This window comes from Bradyrhizobium sp. USDA3516 (genome assembly GCF_057651995.1).
Map to the genome: position 1 here is coordinate 503,866 of NZ_JBYGYN010000003.1, position 16,694 is coordinate 520,559.

The 16,694-nt window shown below is 66.0% G+C and carries 18 protein-coding genes; 9 read left to right on the top strand and 9 right to left on the bottom strand.

Annotated features, from left to right (window positions below; genetic code table 11):
• Nucleotides 1-97 precede the first annotated feature (97 nt).
• Nucleotides 98-733, top strand: a complete 636-nt coding sequence (locus tag AC24YW_RS12635; RefSeq protein WP_487483031.1) for a LysE family translocator — start codon at nucleotides 98-100, stop codon at nucleotides 731-733.
• Between the two features lie 119 nt (nucleotides 734-852).
• Here the strand turns inward: AC24YW_RS12635 and AC24YW_RS12640 are convergent, their stop codons facing one another.
• The gene (locus AC24YW_RS12640; protein WP_487483032.1) at nucleotides 853-1,479 is read right to left on the bottom strand and encodes a glutathione S-transferase family protein; all 627 of its coding nucleotides are present in this window, start codon (nucleotides 1,477-1,479) and stop codon (nucleotides 853-855) included.
• A gap of 186 nt (nucleotides 1,480-1,665) precedes the next feature.
• Between AC24YW_RS12640 and pyrE the strand changes: the two genes are divergently transcribed.
• Nucleotides 1,666-2,229 (top strand): orotate phosphoribosyltransferase, encoded by a 564-nt coding sequence (gene pyrE, locus AC24YW_RS12645; RefSeq protein ID WP_487483033.1) that lies wholly within the window; start codon nucleotides 1,666-1,668, stop codon nucleotides 2,227-2,229.
• A gap of 204 nt (nucleotides 2,230-2,433) precedes the next feature.
• Nucleotides 2,434-3,240, top strand: coding sequence for a DUF2865 domain-containing protein (locus AC24YW_RS12650; protein ID WP_487483306.1), 807 nt, complete (start codon nucleotides 2,434-2,436; stop codon nucleotides 3,238-3,240).
• Between the two features lie 11 nt (nucleotides 3,241-3,251).
• Here the strand turns inward: AC24YW_RS12650 and AC24YW_RS12655 are convergent, their stop codons facing one another.
• The 7 genes from AC24YW_RS12655 to AC24YW_RS12685 form a co-directional block, all read right to left on the bottom strand.
• The gene (locus AC24YW_RS12655; protein ID WP_036041807.1) at nucleotides 3,252-3,683 is read right to left on the bottom strand and encodes a hypothetical protein; all 432 of its coding nucleotides are present in this window, start codon (nucleotides 3,681-3,683) and stop codon (nucleotides 3,252-3,254) included.
• 269 nt (nucleotides 3,684-3,952) lie between these two features.
• On the bottom strand, nucleotides 3,953-4,663 hold the full coding sequence (gene pdeM, locus AC24YW_RS12660; RefSeq protein WP_487483034.1) for a ligase-associated DNA damage response endonuclease PdeM: 711 nt from the start codon (nucleotides 4,661-4,663) through the stop codon (nucleotides 3,953-3,955).
• Between the two features lie 3 nt (nucleotides 4,664-4,666).
• Nucleotides 4,667-7,339 (bottom strand): ligase-associated DNA damage response DEXH box helicase, encoded by a 2,673-nt coding sequence (locus tag AC24YW_RS12665; protein ID WP_487483035.1) that lies wholly within the window; start codon nucleotides 7,337-7,339, stop codon nucleotides 4,667-4,669.
• 264 nt (nucleotides 7,340-7,603) lie between these two features.
• Nucleotides 7,604-7,969 (bottom strand): nuclear transport factor 2 family protein, encoded by a 366-nt coding sequence (locus AC24YW_RS12670; RefSeq protein ID WP_487483036.1) that lies wholly within the window; start codon nucleotides 7,967-7,969, stop codon nucleotides 7,604-7,606.
• 113 nt (nucleotides 7,970-8,082) lie between these two features.
• The gene (locus AC24YW_RS12675; protein WP_025032572.1) at nucleotides 8,083-8,433 is read right to left on the bottom strand and encodes a RidA family protein; all 351 of its coding nucleotides are present in this window, start codon (nucleotides 8,431-8,433) and stop codon (nucleotides 8,083-8,085) included.
• A gap of 131 nt (nucleotides 8,434-8,564) precedes the next feature.
• Complete coding sequence (locus tag AC24YW_RS12680) at nucleotides 8,565-9,482, bottom strand: CE1 family esterase (protein WP_487483037.1); 918 nt, start codon at nucleotides 9,480-9,482, stop codon at nucleotides 8,565-8,567.
• A 3-nt stretch (nucleotides 9,483-9,485) separates the two neighbouring features.
• A complete protein-coding gene (locus AC24YW_RS12685; protein WP_487483038.1) occupies nucleotides 9,486-11,144 on the bottom strand; it encodes an FAD-binding dehydrogenase in 1,659 nt (552 codons plus the stop codon).
• 279 nt (nucleotides 11,145-11,423) lie between these two features.
• Here AC24YW_RS12685 and AC24YW_RS12690 point away from each other — a divergent pair, with 279 nt between their 5' ends.
• The 6 genes from AC24YW_RS12690 to AC24YW_RS12715 all read left to right on the top strand — a co-directional run bounded on the left by AC24YW_RS12690 (nucleotide 11,424) and on the right by AC24YW_RS12715 (nucleotide 15,818).
• A complete protein-coding gene (locus AC24YW_RS12690) occupies nucleotides 11,424-11,945 on the top strand; it encodes a hypothetical protein (protein ID WP_487483039.1) in 522 nt (173 codons plus the stop codon).
• Between the two features lie 146 nt (nucleotides 11,946-12,091).
• Nucleotides 12,092-12,286: a hypothetical protein gene (locus AC24YW_RS12695; protein ID WP_036014155.1), complete on the top strand. Its 195-nt coding sequence runs from the start codon at nucleotides 12,092-12,094 to the stop codon at nucleotides 12,284-12,286.
• 24 nt (nucleotides 12,287-12,310) lie between these two features.
• On the top strand, nucleotides 12,311-12,901 hold the full coding sequence (locus AC24YW_RS12700; RefSeq protein WP_487483040.1) for an SCO family protein: 591 nt from the start codon (nucleotides 12,311-12,313) through the stop codon (nucleotides 12,899-12,901).
• Nucleotides 12,902-12,990: 89 nt separating this feature from the next.
• Nucleotides 12,991-13,938: a transporter substrate-binding domain-containing protein gene (locus tag AC24YW_RS12705; RefSeq protein ID WP_487483041.1), complete on the top strand. Its 948-nt coding sequence runs from the start codon at nucleotides 12,991-12,993 to the stop codon at nucleotides 13,936-13,938.
• 195 nt (nucleotides 13,939-14,133) lie between these two features.
• On the top strand, nucleotides 14,134-15,051 hold the full coding sequence (locus AC24YW_RS12710) for a sulfite exporter TauE/SafE family protein (RefSeq protein WP_074448058.1): 918 nt from the start codon (nucleotides 14,134-14,136) through the stop codon (nucleotides 15,049-15,051).
• Nucleotides 15,048-15,818, top strand: coding sequence for a TIGR02186 family protein (locus AC24YW_RS12715; RefSeq protein WP_487483042.1), 771 nt, complete (start codon nucleotides 15,048-15,050; stop codon nucleotides 15,816-15,818). The genes AC24YW_RS12710 and AC24YW_RS12715 overlap by 4 nt, the downstream gene beginning before the upstream one ends.
• A 101-nt stretch (nucleotides 15,819-15,919) precedes the next feature.
• Here the strand turns inward: AC24YW_RS12715 and AC24YW_RS12720 are convergent, their stop codons facing one another.
• On the bottom strand, nucleotides 15,920-16,693 hold the full coding sequence (locus tag AC24YW_RS12720; protein WP_487483043.1) for an MBL fold metallo-hydrolase: 774 nt from the start codon (nucleotides 16,691-16,693) through the stop codon (nucleotides 15,920-15,922).
• Nucleotide 16,694 lies beyond the last annotated feature (1 nt).

The window sequence follows — 16,694 nt, forward strand, 5'->3', positions numbered from 1 at the left end:
TACGCTGCGAGAACCCAATTGTCCTCCGAGCAATTGCACGATGGTCCCGCGGACCATCGCATATTAGAACCTCTGCATCTCCCGCACCGGTTCGCCCATGCCCCACACCTCCGCCCTGCTCGGCTTCGCCCTCGTCAGCCTCGGCCTCGTGCTGACGCCGGGACCGAACATGATCTATCTGATCTCGCGCTCGATCACGCAGGGGCCCGGGGCCGGCATCGTCTCGCTCGGCGGCGTGGCGCTCGGCTTCGTGTTCTACATGCTGTGCGCGGCGTTCGGCATCACGGCGCTCTTGCTTGCCATTCCGTTCGCCTATGACGCGCTGCGCCTTGCCGGCGCCGGCTATTTGCTGTGGCTCGCCTGGCAAGCGGTGAAGCCGGGTGGGCGCTCGCCGTTTCAGGTGAGGAAGCTCGCCATCGACAGCCCGCGCAAATTGTTCGCGATGGGCTTCGTCACCAACCTGCTCAACCCGAAGATCGCGATGCTGTACCTGGCGCTGCTGCCGCAGTTCATCGATCCCGCCGCCGGCAGCGTGCTGACGCAGTCGCTGGTGCTGGGCGCGATCCAGATCGCGATCAGCGTCAGCGTCAACGCGTTGATCGCGCTCGCGGCCGGCTCGATCGCGCTGTTCCTGGCGAACCGGCCGAGCTGGATGCTGGTGCAGCGCTGGCTGATGGGCACCGTGCTGGCGGGACTCGCGGTGCGGATGGCGGTCGAAGCGAAGAGGGTGTGAAGACACACTGTAATGCTCCGCACAGGCGGGGCATCCAGTACCCCGCGGGGTCTCGGCTCAATCACTGGCGTCACGGAGTACTGGGTCACCCGCCTCCGCGGGTGACGACAGCGCCAGCGTCAATCCAGTTTCGCGTCCATGCCGCGCTTCACGGCCGGGCGCGCCATCAGGGCCTCGTACCAGCGCTTGACGTTGGGGAAGTCGGCCAGATCAACCTTGTGGCGAGGATGGCGCCAGGCCCAGCCCAGGATGGCGAAATCGGCAACCGAGAGCTCGCCGGCGACGAAATCGCGCCCCTCCAGCCGGCGGTCAAGCACGCCATAGAGCCGGCGCGTCTCGGCCATGAAGCGCGTCAAGCCGTAGGCCCGGTCCTGCTCGTTCTCGAGTGCGATGAAATGATGCACCTGGCCGGGCATCGGGCCGAAGCCGCCCATCTGCCACATCAGCCATTCGTAGACCGGGACGCGCTCGCGAAGCGATTTCGGCAGGAATTTGCCGGTCTTTTCGCCGAGATAGAGCAGGATCGCACCGGATTCGAAGATGCTGACGGGCTTGCCGTCGGGCCCCTCGGGGTCGACGATCGCGGGGATCTTGTTGTTCGGCGAGAGCTTGAGGAACTCGGGCGCCATCTGCTCGCCCTTGGTGATATTCACCGGGATCACCTTGTAGGGCAGCCCCATCTCCTCCAGCGCGACCGAGATCTTGCGGCCATTCGGCGTGTTCCAGGTGTAGAGCTCGATGGTCATTCCATGTCCTTCCCCAAAAGGCCTGTCCCAAGAGGCTTGCCCCCTCACCTACTCCAGAAGGTTGCGCCCTCACAACCTTTGGGCCGGGATGGCCGATCCCTGTTGACGGGAGACGCCCCCTCTGGAATGTCGCGCCGGTCGCGGATAAATTCCGCCTCCTCCAAAAACGCTGTTCGAGGGACCGCCGTGTCGAAATCAGCCTCCCGCGCCCGCCTGTTCGAGATCATCCGCCGGCGCTCATTCGGCCGCGGCGAGGTGACGCTCGCGTCGGGCCGCAAGAGCGATTTCTACTTCAACCTCAAGCCGACCATGCTCGACCCCGAGGGCGCGACGCTGCTCGCCGAGCTGACGTACGAGGCGCTGAAGGACGACCAGCTCGATTTCATCGGCGGGCTCGAGATGGGCGCGGTGCCGCTCGCCGGCGCGCTGGCGCAGATCTCCTGGATCAAGGGCCATCCGATCGCGGCGTTCTTCGTGCGCAAGAAGCCGAAGGAGCACGGCGCCAAGCTCGCGATCGAGGGCCTGCCCAAGGGCGAGACGCTGGCCGGCAAGCGCGTCGTCATCGTCGAGGACGTCACCACCACGGGCGGCTCGGCGATGAAGGCGGTGGAAGCGGTGCGCGAGGCCGGCGCCAATGTCGTGCTGGTGCTGACCATGGTCGATCGCGAGGAAGGCGCCACCGACACGTTCGGTGCGGCCGGTCTGCCATTCCGCTCGCTGTACAAGGCGTCGGAGTTCTTGAAGGGGTAGCGATTCTCGTGTCCCGGTTCTGCAGCGCATCACGCCGCGAAGAGCGGCGCGCTACGCTGCGTCCGGGGCACGACAGACCGCGGAATCCGCGCCCGTTCAACCCTCATTTACCATCGCGGCTTATGGTGAATCATGTGCTGAGATCCTCCTGGGGAATCCCAGCCGGTTCAGTAGCGTCGGGTGGAGTAAGCATTGCGTACAGTCATGTCCCATGCGCGCCGGCGGCGTCGCGCGACGCTTGTGGCCGCCATGCTTGCGGCTCCGCTGCTCGCAACTCCTGCCCCGGTCTCGGCCGAAGGTCTGTTGGATTTCCTCTTCGGCGGAATGCAGCAGCAGCGACCGCAGCGCGAGGTGCCGCAGGCGAGCTCCTACGTCGATCCCTTCGGCAGCCAGCAGAATGGCGCCACGCCGCAATATGTGCCGCCGACCCGCTCGGCGGCCGCCGGCGGCTCGGGCCCGGCCTTCTGCGTACGCAGCTGCGACGGGAAATACTTTCCGCTGATGCGCGGCCTCGTCTCACCCGCGCAGATGTGTCAGGCGTTCTGTCCTGCCAGCGCGACCAAGGTCTATTTCGGCTCGTCGATCGACGGCGCCTATTCCCAGACCGGCGAGCGCTACGCCGACAGCGAGAACGCGTTCGCTTATCGCAAGGCGCTGCGCGCCGATTGCACCTGCAACGGCCGTGAACCGGTCGGCCTCGCCCCGGTCGACCTTGCGCTGGATTCCTCGCTGAAAGCCGGCGACGTGATCGCCACCACCGACGGGCTCGTCGCCTATACCGGCGTGCGCGTCGGCAACGACCAGGCTGCGGATTTCACTCCGGTCGCCTCCTATCCCGGTCTCACCGCACAGGTTCGCGCACGTCTTGGCGAGATGAAAGTGGCGCCGGTGCGCGCCGAGACGGTGTCGGCAGATGCGCCGGCGTCAAACGAGATCGTGCGTGAGCCGCTGCCGGATGTGTCGGTGCCGAAGACGGCCGCGAAGCCGGCGAAGCGGGCGGGGTTGGAGTAGCGAATGAGTCGTCACCTCCCGATGATCACCCCGATCACGTTGGGAGCGGCCAGATATTTCTCCTCGATCGCCGCGCGCGCGGCGGCGCGGTTCTCCGGCGTCAGGAGGCCGCGCTTCTCGGCCAGGATCATCCAGCAGAACCCCCACCAGTCCGTCAGCATGCCCTGATCGCCGACGAGGTCATAGCCCTGCTCGGCTGCGAAGATGCGCGCATGCGCTTCGTCCAGCGTGTCGAGAAACAGATGATCCTCGGGCGAGAAAAGATCGTCGCTGACGTCGTCGATGGTGTAGCCCCAGATCGATTGGCACACCGCGTTGAACTCGCGGTCGAACTGGTCGTCATCGACCCTCTGGCGCCGCGCGGCCTGATGCAGCCGCGACAGCGAGCGCGCGAAATCGGCGATCCGGGTGAGGGCAAACTGGTCGAAGGCAATGGTGGACATGTAGTCCTCGCAAGGTCGGACAGACGCTAGATATTGTATCGGCGAGGCGCCGAATCACAATGATATATCAAAGACTTGCTAAAGTGTTCTTAATTTGTTCTGGACGCGCGCGGAATGGAAAGGGGCCGCCAGAGGCGACCCCTTGCCGGTTGCAATCTTATTCGGGATGAAATTCCAGCCCCGGCAAGCGTGACGTTAAGACCGATAACGGGCTCTGCGCGATTCCGGAAGAATACCGATCGTAGTGCTGTCCTAATTCGGCCGGCGCCTCAATAACAGCGCGATGCCGCAATGGCGTGGACGCGGCGGTCGCCGAGCAGATGGGCGACAAAGCCGTTCTGCGGAAAGATCTTTGCGAAGGCAGCGTCGCGGATGCTGAGGCCGCCGGCATAGGCGCCGAACGCAGGCATGACGGCGCGCAACCCGTCGCTGGCGAAGCAGCGGCGCTCCATCGAGCGACCGCGCGCCGAGACGCGCGCCTTCGGATGCAGATGGCCGGCGATCTCGCCGTAAGCGCCGGTCGGCTCGTGGCGGAAGGTGATCGGGCCGATCGCGACTTCGTCCGCGATCGTGCCGCCGAGTTCGCGCGGCAGCATGGGATCATGATTGCCCGAGATCCAGATCCAGTCGCGGCCGGCCTGGAGTGCGGCGACGGCATTGCGATCGTCCGGTGACAACCGCTCATGCGCGCTGCGGTCGTGAAAACTGTCGCCGAGCGCAATCACTATTCGCGGATCATGGCGGGAGATGACAGCAGCGAGCCGGCCGAGCGTCGCGATGGTATCGTAAGGCGGCAGCAGCACGCCGCGCGTGGCGAAGCTCGACCCTTTCTCCAGATGCAGGTCGGAGACGACGAGCAGGCGCTGCTCGTCCCAGAACAGCGCGCCCGAGAGATCGGCCACGAAGGTCACATCGCTGATCGTGACTCTGGAAACGCGCAAGTCCTCGACATCTCCCGAAACCTGCGCGCCTGCCGTCACGTCTTACCCGCTTCTATCCATCGCCTCTTTGACCAGCTCGTCGGCGGCTTCGGCCAAAAGCTCGTCTGCAGCTTCGCCATAAACTGACTCGCGGCCGATTTCCAGCATCACGGGCACGGCCAGGGGAGAGACGCGATCGAGTTCCCGGTGCGCGATACTGCCGTGGATGCGCATCAGCATGTCGCCGAGGCGGCGCAAATCCAAGAGGCCGGTGGCGGCATCGGCGCGCGCGGCGCGGAGCAGGACGTGATCGGCCTGGTGCTTGCGCAGCACGTCGTAGACGAGATCGGTCGAGAACAGCACCTGACGGCGGCTCTTCTCTTCGCCGGTGTGCCGGCGCGCGATCAGGCCGGAGATGATCGCGCAGTTGCGGAAGGTCCGCTTCATCAGCGCGGATTCGGCGAGCCAGGCTTCGAGATCATCGCCGAGCATGTCAGGGTCGAACAGCGCGTCGAGGTCGATCCGCCCATCGCGGATCATGAAGGAGAGATCGCCGAGCCCCCAGATCGCCACGGCATATTCATTGGCGACGAAGCCGAGCGGCCGCGCGCGGGCACGCTCCAGCCGCCGCGTCAGCAGCATGCCGAGGGTCTGATGCGCGAGACGTCCCTCGAAGGGGTAACAGACCAGATAATGCTTGTCGGCCCGCGGAAAACTCTCGACCAGGAGCTCCCGGACCGCCGGCACGCTGCTGACGTCCTTCTGCAGCGACAGCCAGTCGCGCACCTGCTCCGGCAAGCCGCCCCAGGCGCGGCCGTCGTCGAGCAGGCGGCGCACGCGCTCGGCGAGATAGGTCGAAAGCGGAAACTTGCCGCCCATGTAGGACGGCACCTTGGGGTCCTTGTCATGCGCGCGCGAGACATAGACCTGGTCCTCGACCAGGGTCTCGTAGCGCACCACCTCGCCCGAGAACACGAAGGTGTCGCCGGGGGTCAAGCCCTCGATAAAGGCCTCCTCGATCTCGCCGAGCAGCCGGCCGCCGCGTGCGATCACGCCGGTTGATCCCGTACCGCCGCCGCGCGAGCGCACCAGCCGCACCTTCAGCATGTCGTCCTCGACGATGGTGCCAACATTCATGCGGTAGCTCTGCCGCACTTTTGGATTGGCGACGCGCCAGCGGCCTTCCTTGTCCTGCTTGATGCGGGCGAAACGCTCATAGGTCTTTAGCGCATAACCGCCGGAGGCGACGAAATCGACGACGTCGTCGAAATCCTGCCGCGACAGGCTCGCGTAGGGCGCGGCGGTGCGAACTTCGCCATAGAGCTCGTCGCTCAAGAACGGCTCGCCGCAGGCACAGCCCAGAACATGCTGAGCCAGCACGTCGAGCGCGCCCGTGCGCAACGGCGGCGTGTCCTGCGCATTCTCGGCGATGGCGTCGATCGCGACGCGGCACTCCAGGACTTCAAAACGGTTGGCGGGCACCAGCACGGCGCGCGAGGCTTCGTCGAGCCGGTGGTTGGCGCGGCCGATGCGCTGCATCAGGCGCGAGGAGCCCTTGGGCGCGCCGATATTGACGACGAGATCGACGTCGCCCCAGTCGACGCCGAGGTCGAGCGAGGAGGTGCAGACTACGCCGCGCAGCCGGCCCGCCGACATGGCGTCCTCGACCTTGCGGCGCTGGGCGACGTCGAGCGAGCCGTGATGCAGCGCGATGGCAAGGCCGTCGTCGTTCATGCTCCAGAGATTCTGAAACAGCATCTCGGCTTGGCTGCGCGTGTTGACGAAGACCAGCGTGGTCTTGTTGGCCTTGATCAGCTCGTAGATTTCGGGGAGCGCGTGACGCGCGCTGTGGCCGGCCCAGGGCAGCCGCTCTCGCGTGTCGAGCATTTCGACCACCGGCGGCGCGGCACCGCCGGCGACGACGATGTCGGCTGCGCGCTCCGTGCCGTCGGGTTGCGGCACCAGGAAACGCGCGAGCTGCTCCGGCTCGGCCACCGTCGCCGACAGGCCGATCGCGCGCGTCTGCGCCGCGAGGCGCCACAATCGCGCAAGCCCGAGCGAGAGCAGATCGCCGCGCTTGGACGTGACCAGCGCGTGCAGCTCGTCGAGCACGATACGCTTCAAGGAAGAGAACAGAAACGGCGCGTCGTCGGAGGAGAGCAGCAGCGCGAGCTGTTCGGGCGTCGTCAGCAACACGTCCGGCGGATAGCGCCGCTGCCGCTGCCGGCGCGAGGCCGGCGTGTCGCCGGTGCGGGTCTCGACCTTGATCGGCAAGCCCATCTCGGCGATGGGACGCTCGAGGTTGCGCGCGATGTCGACGGCGAGCGCCTTCAGTGGCGAGATGTAGAGCGTGTGCAGCCCGCCGCTGCGCTGCACGCTGCGCCCGGTGGAGACGAGGTTGCTGCCACCTCCCCCCTTGTGGGGGAGGTCGGCAGCCGCAGGCTGCCGGGAGGGGGGTAGCCTCACGAGCGGTGCTTGTGGCCACCCCCCTCCCCGCCCCTCCTCCGCAAGGGGGGAGGGAGAAGATAACTCCACCAGCGTCGGCAGAAATCCGGCCAGCGTCTTGCCGGCGCCGGTCGGTGCGATCAGCAGGGCTGAGCGGTCCTCGCGCGCCTTCTCCAGCAATGCCAATTGATGCGCGCGTGGCGACCAGCCGCGGGCTGCGAACCAGGCCTGGAAGCGATCCGGCAGCAGCGCGGCCGGCTCGGTCGATGTCTGGAGGATACGGGGCGGCACGGCATGACAGGTAAGCCGTAGGGATGGCTTCGTCGAGGGGGCTGCCCTCCCCGCTTGCACGAGGAGGGCTGTCACTCCGTCATTGCGCGACCTGTGCAAGCGCCTCGCCCTTCGAGACGGCCGCGCGGTCTCCTCAGAGGTGAAGCTCAGGTGCATCGGCGCTTGTTGAACCCGGCGCAGCGCACTCGATCCTCATCCTGAGGGTCCGCCAACTGCGGGCGTCTCGAAGGATGGCAACGGGCGAGATCGCTCCCACCCAGCCCTTTAGGCCCCGGCCGGCACCTGATCGAGAAATCCGGTCACGCTGCTGATCCGGCCGTCCTTCAGCACGGCGAAATCGGTGCCCTTGATCGGGCTGTCGGCGCCGTCAGGGCCAAGTCCCCACGAGAAGCGGATGTGATCGCCGTAGCCATTGGGCTCGCCGATCAGCTTGAATGTGAAATCGGGAAAGCGCTGCTGCACACCTGCGATCAGCGCCTCGATGCCGTCCTGGCCGTCGCCCTTCATCACCGGGTCGACGTAGCTCGCATCGTTCGTCCAGCCTTCGCTGAGCAGCTCGCGGCGGCGGCCGGCACTGCGCTCGTTCCAGAGCTCGATGTAGCGGCGGGCGATAGTGACGGGGTCGTTCATGGTTCTCTCCTTCGATGGCGCCGTGTTGTCCGGCTGACCGTGACTATCGAAGGTTCACGCGCGTTGATCGATTACCTCGGAGGTCATCAACGCGCGTGAGGTGTTCGCAAAAATTACTTCGCCGCCGTCACCATGATCTCGACGGTGTATTGCGGGGCCGCCAGCTTGGCTTCGACGGTGGCGCGCGCAGGCGTATTGCCGGGCGAGACCCAGGCGTCCCACACTGCATTCATCTCTGCGAAGGTCTTCATGTCGGTGATGTAGATCGTGGCCGAGAGCAGCTTGGACTTGTCGGTGCCGGCCTTGGCGAGGTGGCCGTCGATGGTCGCCAGGATGTCCTGGGTCTGCTTCGTCACGCTTTCGCCGGCCGCCTTGTTGGCGACGACACCGGCGAGATAGACGGTGTTGCCGTGCACGACGACCTGGCTCATGCGCGGGCCGGTTTCAAAACGCTGAATGCTCATCTGGGATCTCCTGGCTGGAATGGCGGCCCTGTCTAGCCCAGCGGTTTGCACTGTGCCACCCCCAGGCACGCGTGCGTTGCCTGGCACGCATGCGCAGCCCTGCACGCATGCGCTGGCCAACATTGCGCCGTTCACGGAAACCGACTGAAGAACGTCCAGATCGTTTCGGCGCCGTCGATGTCGCCGTTTTGCGATCCGAGCAGGTTCCTGGCGACCTTCGGGAAGCGGGCATCCGGAGCGAAGCCTGGCATGCGGTGGCCACCATGGTTGATGCGATAGAGCACGACGTCCTGCCCAGCCGGACAGCGGGAGCTGATCCGGGTCACTGTGGACTGGTCCGCCGGCGCCGCGTCGGGCATGTCGGTGATGCCGGCATCGTCGGTCTCGCAGCCGTTGAGCCTGCGCCAGAACGCCAGCGTTTCGTCCGTCGACCAGAATCCCTCTGCGGCAAAATAGCTCGATCCGCGCCCGCCCTCATAAGGGACCAGCGGATCGGCGGTCCCGTTCATGAGCAGCATCGGCAGCGGCCGCGACGGATGACAGGTGACAGCGGCTTCATCGTTGAGGTTCATGATGACACTCGCAGCCGCCGCAAACAGATCGGCCCGCGCACAGGCCATGGTCATCGCCATGGCACCGCCATTGGAGACGCCGGCGACGTAGACGCGCTTCGGATCGGCCGTGCCGTCGGCCACCAGCTTCTCGACCAGCCTTGCGATGAAGGCGACGTCATCGGTGCCCGCCGGTGGTCCGCGCAGGGCAGGTCCCGCCTTGGTGCGCGCGTCCGCCCACGCGTTGTTGAGTCCGTCCGGAAACACAACGGCGAGGCCCTCGCGCTTGGCGACCTGCGGCCAGGCCGTCCGCGTGACCATGTCGGCGCCGCGCTGGGTCTTGCCATGCAGCACGACGACGAGCGGTGCGGGCCGCTTGGCCGGCAGTTGCGCAGTGTAGGAGCGCTTCACCCCGTTGACATCGACCACATCGGCGGACGCGGCCGAAGCTGCCGCCAAGGCGGCGATCAGCGTGGCGATGCGCATCCGCCGCCGCATGGTCTAGCCCACTGCCTTGGCGGCGGCACGGCCCGCATTGCGGCCCGAGAACAGGCAGCCGCCCAGAAAGGTGCCTTCCAGCGAGCGATAGCCATGCACGCCGCCGCCACCGAAGCCGGCGGCCTCGCCGACGGCGTAGAGGCCCGGAATGATGCTGCCCTCCTCCCCGAACACGCGGGAATCGAGATCGGTCTCGAAGCCGCCCAGCGTCTTGCGGGTGAGGATGTTGAGCTTCACCGCGATCAGCGGCCCGTGTGCGGGATCGAGGATGCGGTGCGGGGAAGCAGTGCGGATCAGCTTGTCGCCGATATAGCGGCGCGCATTGTGGATGTTCATGACCTGCGCATCCTTGACGTAGGGATTGGCGACCTCGCGGTCGCGCGCCTCGATCTGCATCCTGATGTGCTCGAGCTTGAGGAGATCGCTGCCGGCGAGCTTGTTCATGGCCACAACGAGCTCATCGAGCTTGTCGCGGACAATGAAGTCGACACCATGGCTCTTGAACGCCTCCACCGGCGCCGGCGCGCCCTTGTTGGTGGCGCGGCGAAGCGTCATGCGCCAGCTCTTGCCGGTCAGGTCCGGATTCTGCTCCGAGCCCGACAGCGCAAACTCCTTCTTGATGATGCTCTGGGTCAGGATGAACCAGGAATATTCGTAGCCGGTCGACATGATGTAGTTGAGCTGGCCGAGCGTGTCGGAGCCCGGGAACAGCGGCGCCGGCAGCCGCGTGCCCGTGGCGTCGAACCACATCGAGGAGGGACCTGGCAGGATGCGGATGCCGTGGCGCGGCCAGATCGGGTTCCAGTTCTGGATGCCCTCGACGTAGTGCCACATGCGGTCACGGTTGATCAGCCGCGCGCCGGTCTTTTCCGTGATGCCGATCATGCGCCCATCGACATGCTCTGGCACGCCGGAGATCATGAACTCCGGGGGCTCACCGAGCCGCTTCGGCCAGTTCTGCCGCACCAGCTCGTGGTTGCCGCCGATGCCGCCGGAGGCGACGATCACGGCCTGGGCCTTCAGGGCGAAGTCGCCGACCACGTTGCGCGAGGAGCTCTTGCCGCGCTCTGCATCGTCAGGCGCGAGAACGACGCCGCTGACGCCATCCACGGTGCCATTGGTGATGGAGAGCGCATCGACGCGATGGCGGAATCTGAAGATCAACCGGCCGGTCTTCATCGCCTCGCGCGCGCGGCGCTCGAACGGCTCGACGATGCCCGGGCCGGTGCCCCAGGTGACGTGGAAGCGCGGAACCGAATTGCCGTGACCCATCGCGTCATAGCCGCCGCGCTCGGCCCAGCCGACCACGGGAAAGAAGCGATGGCCCATCGCGCGCAGCCAGCCACGCTTCTCGCCGGCCGCGAAGGCCACATAGGCTTCGGCCCATTGGCGCGGCCAGAAATCCTCGTCGCGGTCGAAGCCGGCGGTGCCGAGCCAGTCCTGCATGGCAAGCTCGTAGGAGTCCTTGATGCCGAGCCGGCGCTGCTCCGGCGAATCGACCAGGAACAATCCGCCGAACGACCAGAACGCCTGGCCACCGAGCGACTGCTCGCCTTCCTGGTCGACGACCGTCACGCGCTTGCCCGCATCGGCGATCTCGGTGGCGGCAACGAGGCCCGACAGTCCCGCGCCGACGATAATGACGTCCGTTTCATCAGCCATGCGTTTCCCCCTCCAATTCTTTCATCTCCAAGGGTTCCCCCTGTAATTTCCCGGATTGAAGCCAGCGGTTGCAACTGAGATCAAGGGTATGGCGCGTAAGGCCTCGTTAACTTGTTCCACTTTGGGATAGAGAACGGCCGGGTGCAGCGCGGGCGCAACACTGGATTTGAATTTGTTTTGAGCCAGCAGGGCTGCCTAGACAAAACCCTGGTTACGACCGACGCTAGCCGTGCATCACCACCTGACACACAGATTCGAATTGGACTGGGGCGGGGGACAATGAAGTTTCTGACGGGGTTGCTTGCGGCGGTTCTCTCGATCGCGGGCATGGGGGCTTCTCACGCGGTGGTTCGGATCGCGGATGACCGCGGCGGCCGGATCGGAACCTACGTCGACAAATACCAGGACCTCAGGCAATCGGGCGAGACGGTCATCATCGACGGCCTCTGTGCCTCGGCCTGTACCATCGTTCTCGGTGCCATCCCGCACGACCGGATCTGCGTGACCTCGCATGCGACGCTCGGCTTCCACGCCGCCTGGGATTTCGGCGCCAACGGCCGCGCCATCACCAATCCCGAAGCGACCCAGATGCTCTATGCGATGTATCCCTCGCAGGTGAGGCGCTGGATCGGCCAGCGGGGCGGCCTCACCCCGCGGATGCTCTTCCTGAAGGGCAAGCAGCTCCAGGCCATGTACAAGCCGTGCTACATGGACGCGCAAGCCTCGACGGCTAAGCCGTCGCGGCGGTCACTCCCGCAAGCGGAGCCGCTCGAATCCGCCAGGGGCCAGCTCCTTCACTGACCTCCGCAGCCTGACGGCGTCCTTAGGCACCGGCAGCGGCGACTTGCCCGCTGGCGGCGCCTTACCCGCTGGCGGCGCCTTGCCCGCAGCCGGCGCAAAGCCTATCTGAAAGCCGGGGAACCGGGACCTTCGTCCCGATCGTTGTCATGGCTCAACCGCTGCATCCGGCACATCGGCTATCGGACAATTCGCCCACTGCCGGGCGGATGCCATCCGTGCTGCTGTGGGCGGGCGCTGCCATCGGCGGTCTCGCCGTGATCGGCGCGCTGGCGCTCTGGTTCCACTATGGCAGCCAGGTGTTCTTCGAAATGATCAGGACCGGCTTTGCCGCCTGCTTCTGACCTGCGACAGGAAGTCTTCCGCCCATGAGCTCCGCCACCCGTCCGCTGGTGATCGCGACCGCCTTCGCCTCAAGCCTCGTCGTCGGGCTCCTGATCATGTTCTGGGCCATGGGCGGGGTCGGCAAGGTGGCACAGCCGGCCGCGATCGGCGGCCCGTTCCAGCTGACCGACCAGAACGGCAAGGCCGTCACCGACAAGAGCCTGAAGGGCAAGCCGACCCTGATCTTTTTCGGCTACACCCATTGCCCCGACGTCTGCCCGACCTCGCTGTTCGAGATCTCGGAAGTGCTGCGCGCGATGGGCAAGGACGCCGACAAGGTCAATGCCATCTTCATCTCGGTCGATCCCGAGCGCGACACGCCGGCGACGATGAAGGATTACCTGTCGAGCTTCGATCCGCACCTCCAGGGCCTGTCCGGCGACCCCGCCGAGACCGCCAAGGTCGTCTCCTCCTACCGGGTCTATGCCAAGAAGGTCCCGACCAAGGATGGCGATTACACGATGGACCACACCGCGCTGATCTACCTGATGGACCGCGACGGCAGGTTCGTCTCGCCGTTCAATTTGAAGCGGACGCCGGAAGAGGCGGCGGTTGACTTGAAGCGCTATCTTTGAGCTTCACGCTGGCCACAATCGGCGCTCGCGTTCCCGGGCAGATCGTCTATAAGGCCCTCTGATCTCGACGAAATTCATTCCTTGCGCCGATGGCTCCCTCGCAACAGGCGAAATCGCTCAAATCTGTCCGTGGCTTGCTGGCAGGGCTGGCCGCCGGTCTTTGCCTGCTGGGCGGCGTCACCGAGGCGAACGCGCAGGCTCCCGCCAAGCGGCCTCCGGCAGCGCCACAGGCCACCCCTCAGGCGGCGCCCCAAGCCGCACCTCAAGCCGCTCCGCAGGCCGTGCCCGGGTTCTGGGACCCGCGCCGGCGGCCCGAACGGCCGGACCTGTCGCGCCTGACCGTGATCCGCTTCCTGACCGAGACCGACTATCCGCCGTTCAACTTCACCGGCGCGGACGGCAATCCGGCCGGCTTCAACGTCGATTTTGCCCGCGCGCTCTGCGAGGAGATCAAGGTCACCTGCACGGTGCAGATGCGGCGCTTCGAGACGCTGGTCGATGCGCTCACCTCCAACCGGGGCGATGCCATCATCGCCTCCATGGCGGTGAGCCCGCAGCTGCGCGCCCGCGTCGACTTCACCGATCCCTATTACCGCGTGCCGGCGCGCTTCGTCTCGCGCAAGGATGCGGTGATGCCGGAGATCCGCCCCGAATATCTCGAAGGCAAGAAGGTCGGCGCCATCGCCGGCTCCGCGCACGAGGCGTATCTCAAGGCGATGTTCACCGACGCCGAGCTGCACGCCTACCCCAATGACGATGCGATGCGCGCAGCTCTGCGCAGGGGCGAGGTCGACTTCATCTTCGGCGACGCCATCTCGCTGGCGTTCTGGATCAACGGCACGGATTCGGCCGATTGCTGCGCCTTCTCCGGCGGCCCGTTCGTCGAGAGCCGTTTCTTCGGCGAGGGCATCGGCATCGCCGTGCGCAAGGGCAACGACGTGCTGCGCCAGGCCCTGAACTGGGCGATGTTCCGAATCTGGGAAAAAGGCCGCTACACCGATCTCTGGCTGCGGTATTTCTCGGTCAGTCCGTTCTGACCTTTCGCCTCTCCGCCTGCAGCGGGAGGCGGACGATCGCACAGATCATCACGCGCGCGTCACACCCATTCACCAATCCTGAAATTCCCGGTCCCGCCCGCCGGCGAATTCCGCTATTGAGGGACGCGGCAATCGTTCCGTCCTCTCCGCGAGCATTCCGCGTTCGTCGATCCGTCTCGCCGGTGCGCAGGTTCAATGCAGCTCTACCTCCCGATCGCCGATCTTCCGGTCAACGTCTTCCTGGTGCTCGCCATGGGCGCGGCGGTCGGCTTCGTCTCCGGCATGTTCGGAATCGGCGGCGGCTTCCTGATGACGCCGCTCCTGATTTTCATCGGCATCACGCCAGCGGTCGCGGTGGCCTCGGTGGCGAGCCACATCGCGGCCTCCTCCTTTTCCGGCGCCCTCTCCTATTGGCGGCGGCGCGCGATCGATCCGGCGCTGGCGAGCGTCTTGTTATGCGGCGGCGTGACCGGCACCACGCTCGGCGTCTGGACCTTCACCCAGCTGCGCGCGCTCGGCCAGCTCGACCTGATGATCGCGCTCTCCTACGTCGTGCTGCTCACCACGGTCGGCAGCCTGATGTTCTCGGAAGGATTGCGCGCCTTGATGCGGACCCGGCGCGGGGCGCTGCCGCCGCGCCGCACTCACAACTGGATCCACGGCCTGCCGCTGAAGATGCGGTTCAAGCGCTCGAAGATCTATCTCTCGGTCATCCCCGTGGTGATCGTCGGCATCGTAATCGGTTTCATCGGCGCCATCATGGGTATAGGCGGCGGCTTCATCCTGGTGCCGATCATGATCTATCTCTTGCGGGTGCCGACCTCGACGGTGATCGGGACCTCGATGGTTCTCACCGTCGTCACCATGCTGTTCGCGACCATGCTGCACGCGGCGACCAATCACCTGGTCGATGCCGTGCTGGCGCTGATCCTGATGGTCGGCGGCGTCACCGGCGCGCAGTTCGGCGCCCGTGCCGGCCAGAAGATCCGCGGCGAGCAGCTGCGGCTGCTGCTGGGCTTGCTCATCCTCTCGGTCGGAATCCGCTTCGCGATCGAGCTGGTGATCCAGCCCTCCGATCTCTTCACCATCCGAGAGCTCGGAGTGAGCCGATGAGGCGCATGCTTCTCGCCATCGTCCTCGTCCTGCTGCTCGGCGGCGCTGCGCGGGCCGAGCGGCTGATCGTGTCGGTCTCGAACCACCGGGTCACGGTGACGCCGAACTATTCCGGCGAGGAGCTGGTGCTGTTCGGCTCGGTCGAGAAGGATACGACGACGCCCGCCGACCGCACCGCCTACGATCTCGTCGTCACCGTGATGGGCCCGCGCGCCGACATGGTGACGCGGCGGAAGGAGCGCACCTTCGGCGTCTGGATCAACACCGACTACCGCCAGTTCCTGCAGGTGCCGAGCTATCTCGCGCTGTTCGCCAACCGCCCGTTCGACGCCATCACCTCGCCCGAGATCGCGCGGCGGCAGCAGATCGGGCTCAACAACGTGCTGCTGACGCAGCGGGTCAGCGGCGACTTTGCCGACGTGGTGCCGAACGATGCGTTCCGCTCGGCCTTCATTCGCCTGCGCACCCAGCGCGGGCTTTATCGCGAAGACGGAAGCGCGGTGACGTTCCTGACACCGACGCTGTTCCGCACCGGCATTCCGCTGCCCGCGGAGGTGCCGATCGGCACCTATGAGATCGAGATCAAGCTGTTCGCCAACGGCGCGTTCATCGGCAAGACCGAGACCGCGTTCGAGATCGTCAAGGTCGGCTTCGAGCAGTTCATCGCCACCACCGCACGGCACAACGGGTTGCTGTACGGCCTCGCCACGGTTGCGATGGCGCTGATGACGGGGTGGATGGCCTCGATCGTGTTCAGGAAGGACTAGCCCCCGTCATTGCGAGCGCAGCGAAGCAATCCAGACTGCGTCCGCTGCGGCAGTCTGGATTGCTTCGTCGCAAGGCTCCTCGCAATGACGGGGTGGCGTGATCACGCCGCCTCGATCACCGTCCGCACGCCCGGCTCCAGCAGCCGCAGCCGCGGACCGAAGCCGAGCGCGTCGAAGGTCTTGCGCAAATCCTCGCCGTTCTGACGGAAATGCGCCCAGCCTTCGGTATGCACAGGCACGATCATCGCATCGGAGAAGGCGCGTGCGGTCTCGATGGTGTCGTTGGTGTCCATGGTGAGATGGAATGGCCCGCGCGTCTGCGCAGCTCCCGCGAACGGCAGCACCACGCCGCACTTGAAGCGGCGCGCAACTTCGGCGACGCCGTCGAACCAAGTGGTGTCCCCGCTGATATAGACCGGACGCGTGCCCTCGGCGCTCGGCGACACCACGAAGCCGATGACGTCGCCCGACAAGGGCTCGATGCCGGCCGGGCCGTGACGCGCCGGGGTCGCGGTGATCGTGAGGATGTTGCCCTTGCCATCCTCAAGACGTGCGGTGGCCCAGGGCGCCAGGCCCTCGACATGGCCACCGAGCCGCTTGGCGCCGACCTCGGTCGTCAGCACGCGCTTGGCCTTGAACAGATAGTCGCGGCCGGAATGGTCCAGATTGTCCGAGTGCTGGTCATGGCTGAGCAGCACCGCATCGACCGGCCCGATCGCGTCGGGTGTTACGGCCGGCCCGATTGTCTTCTCCAGCTTCACATGCGGCAGCTGGTACGCACCCGGCGCGTCGAAGGTCGGATCGGTCAGCAGGCGGAAGCCGTCGATCTCGATCAGCGCGGTGGGGCCGCCGATCAGTGTGATGGAAACGGACATG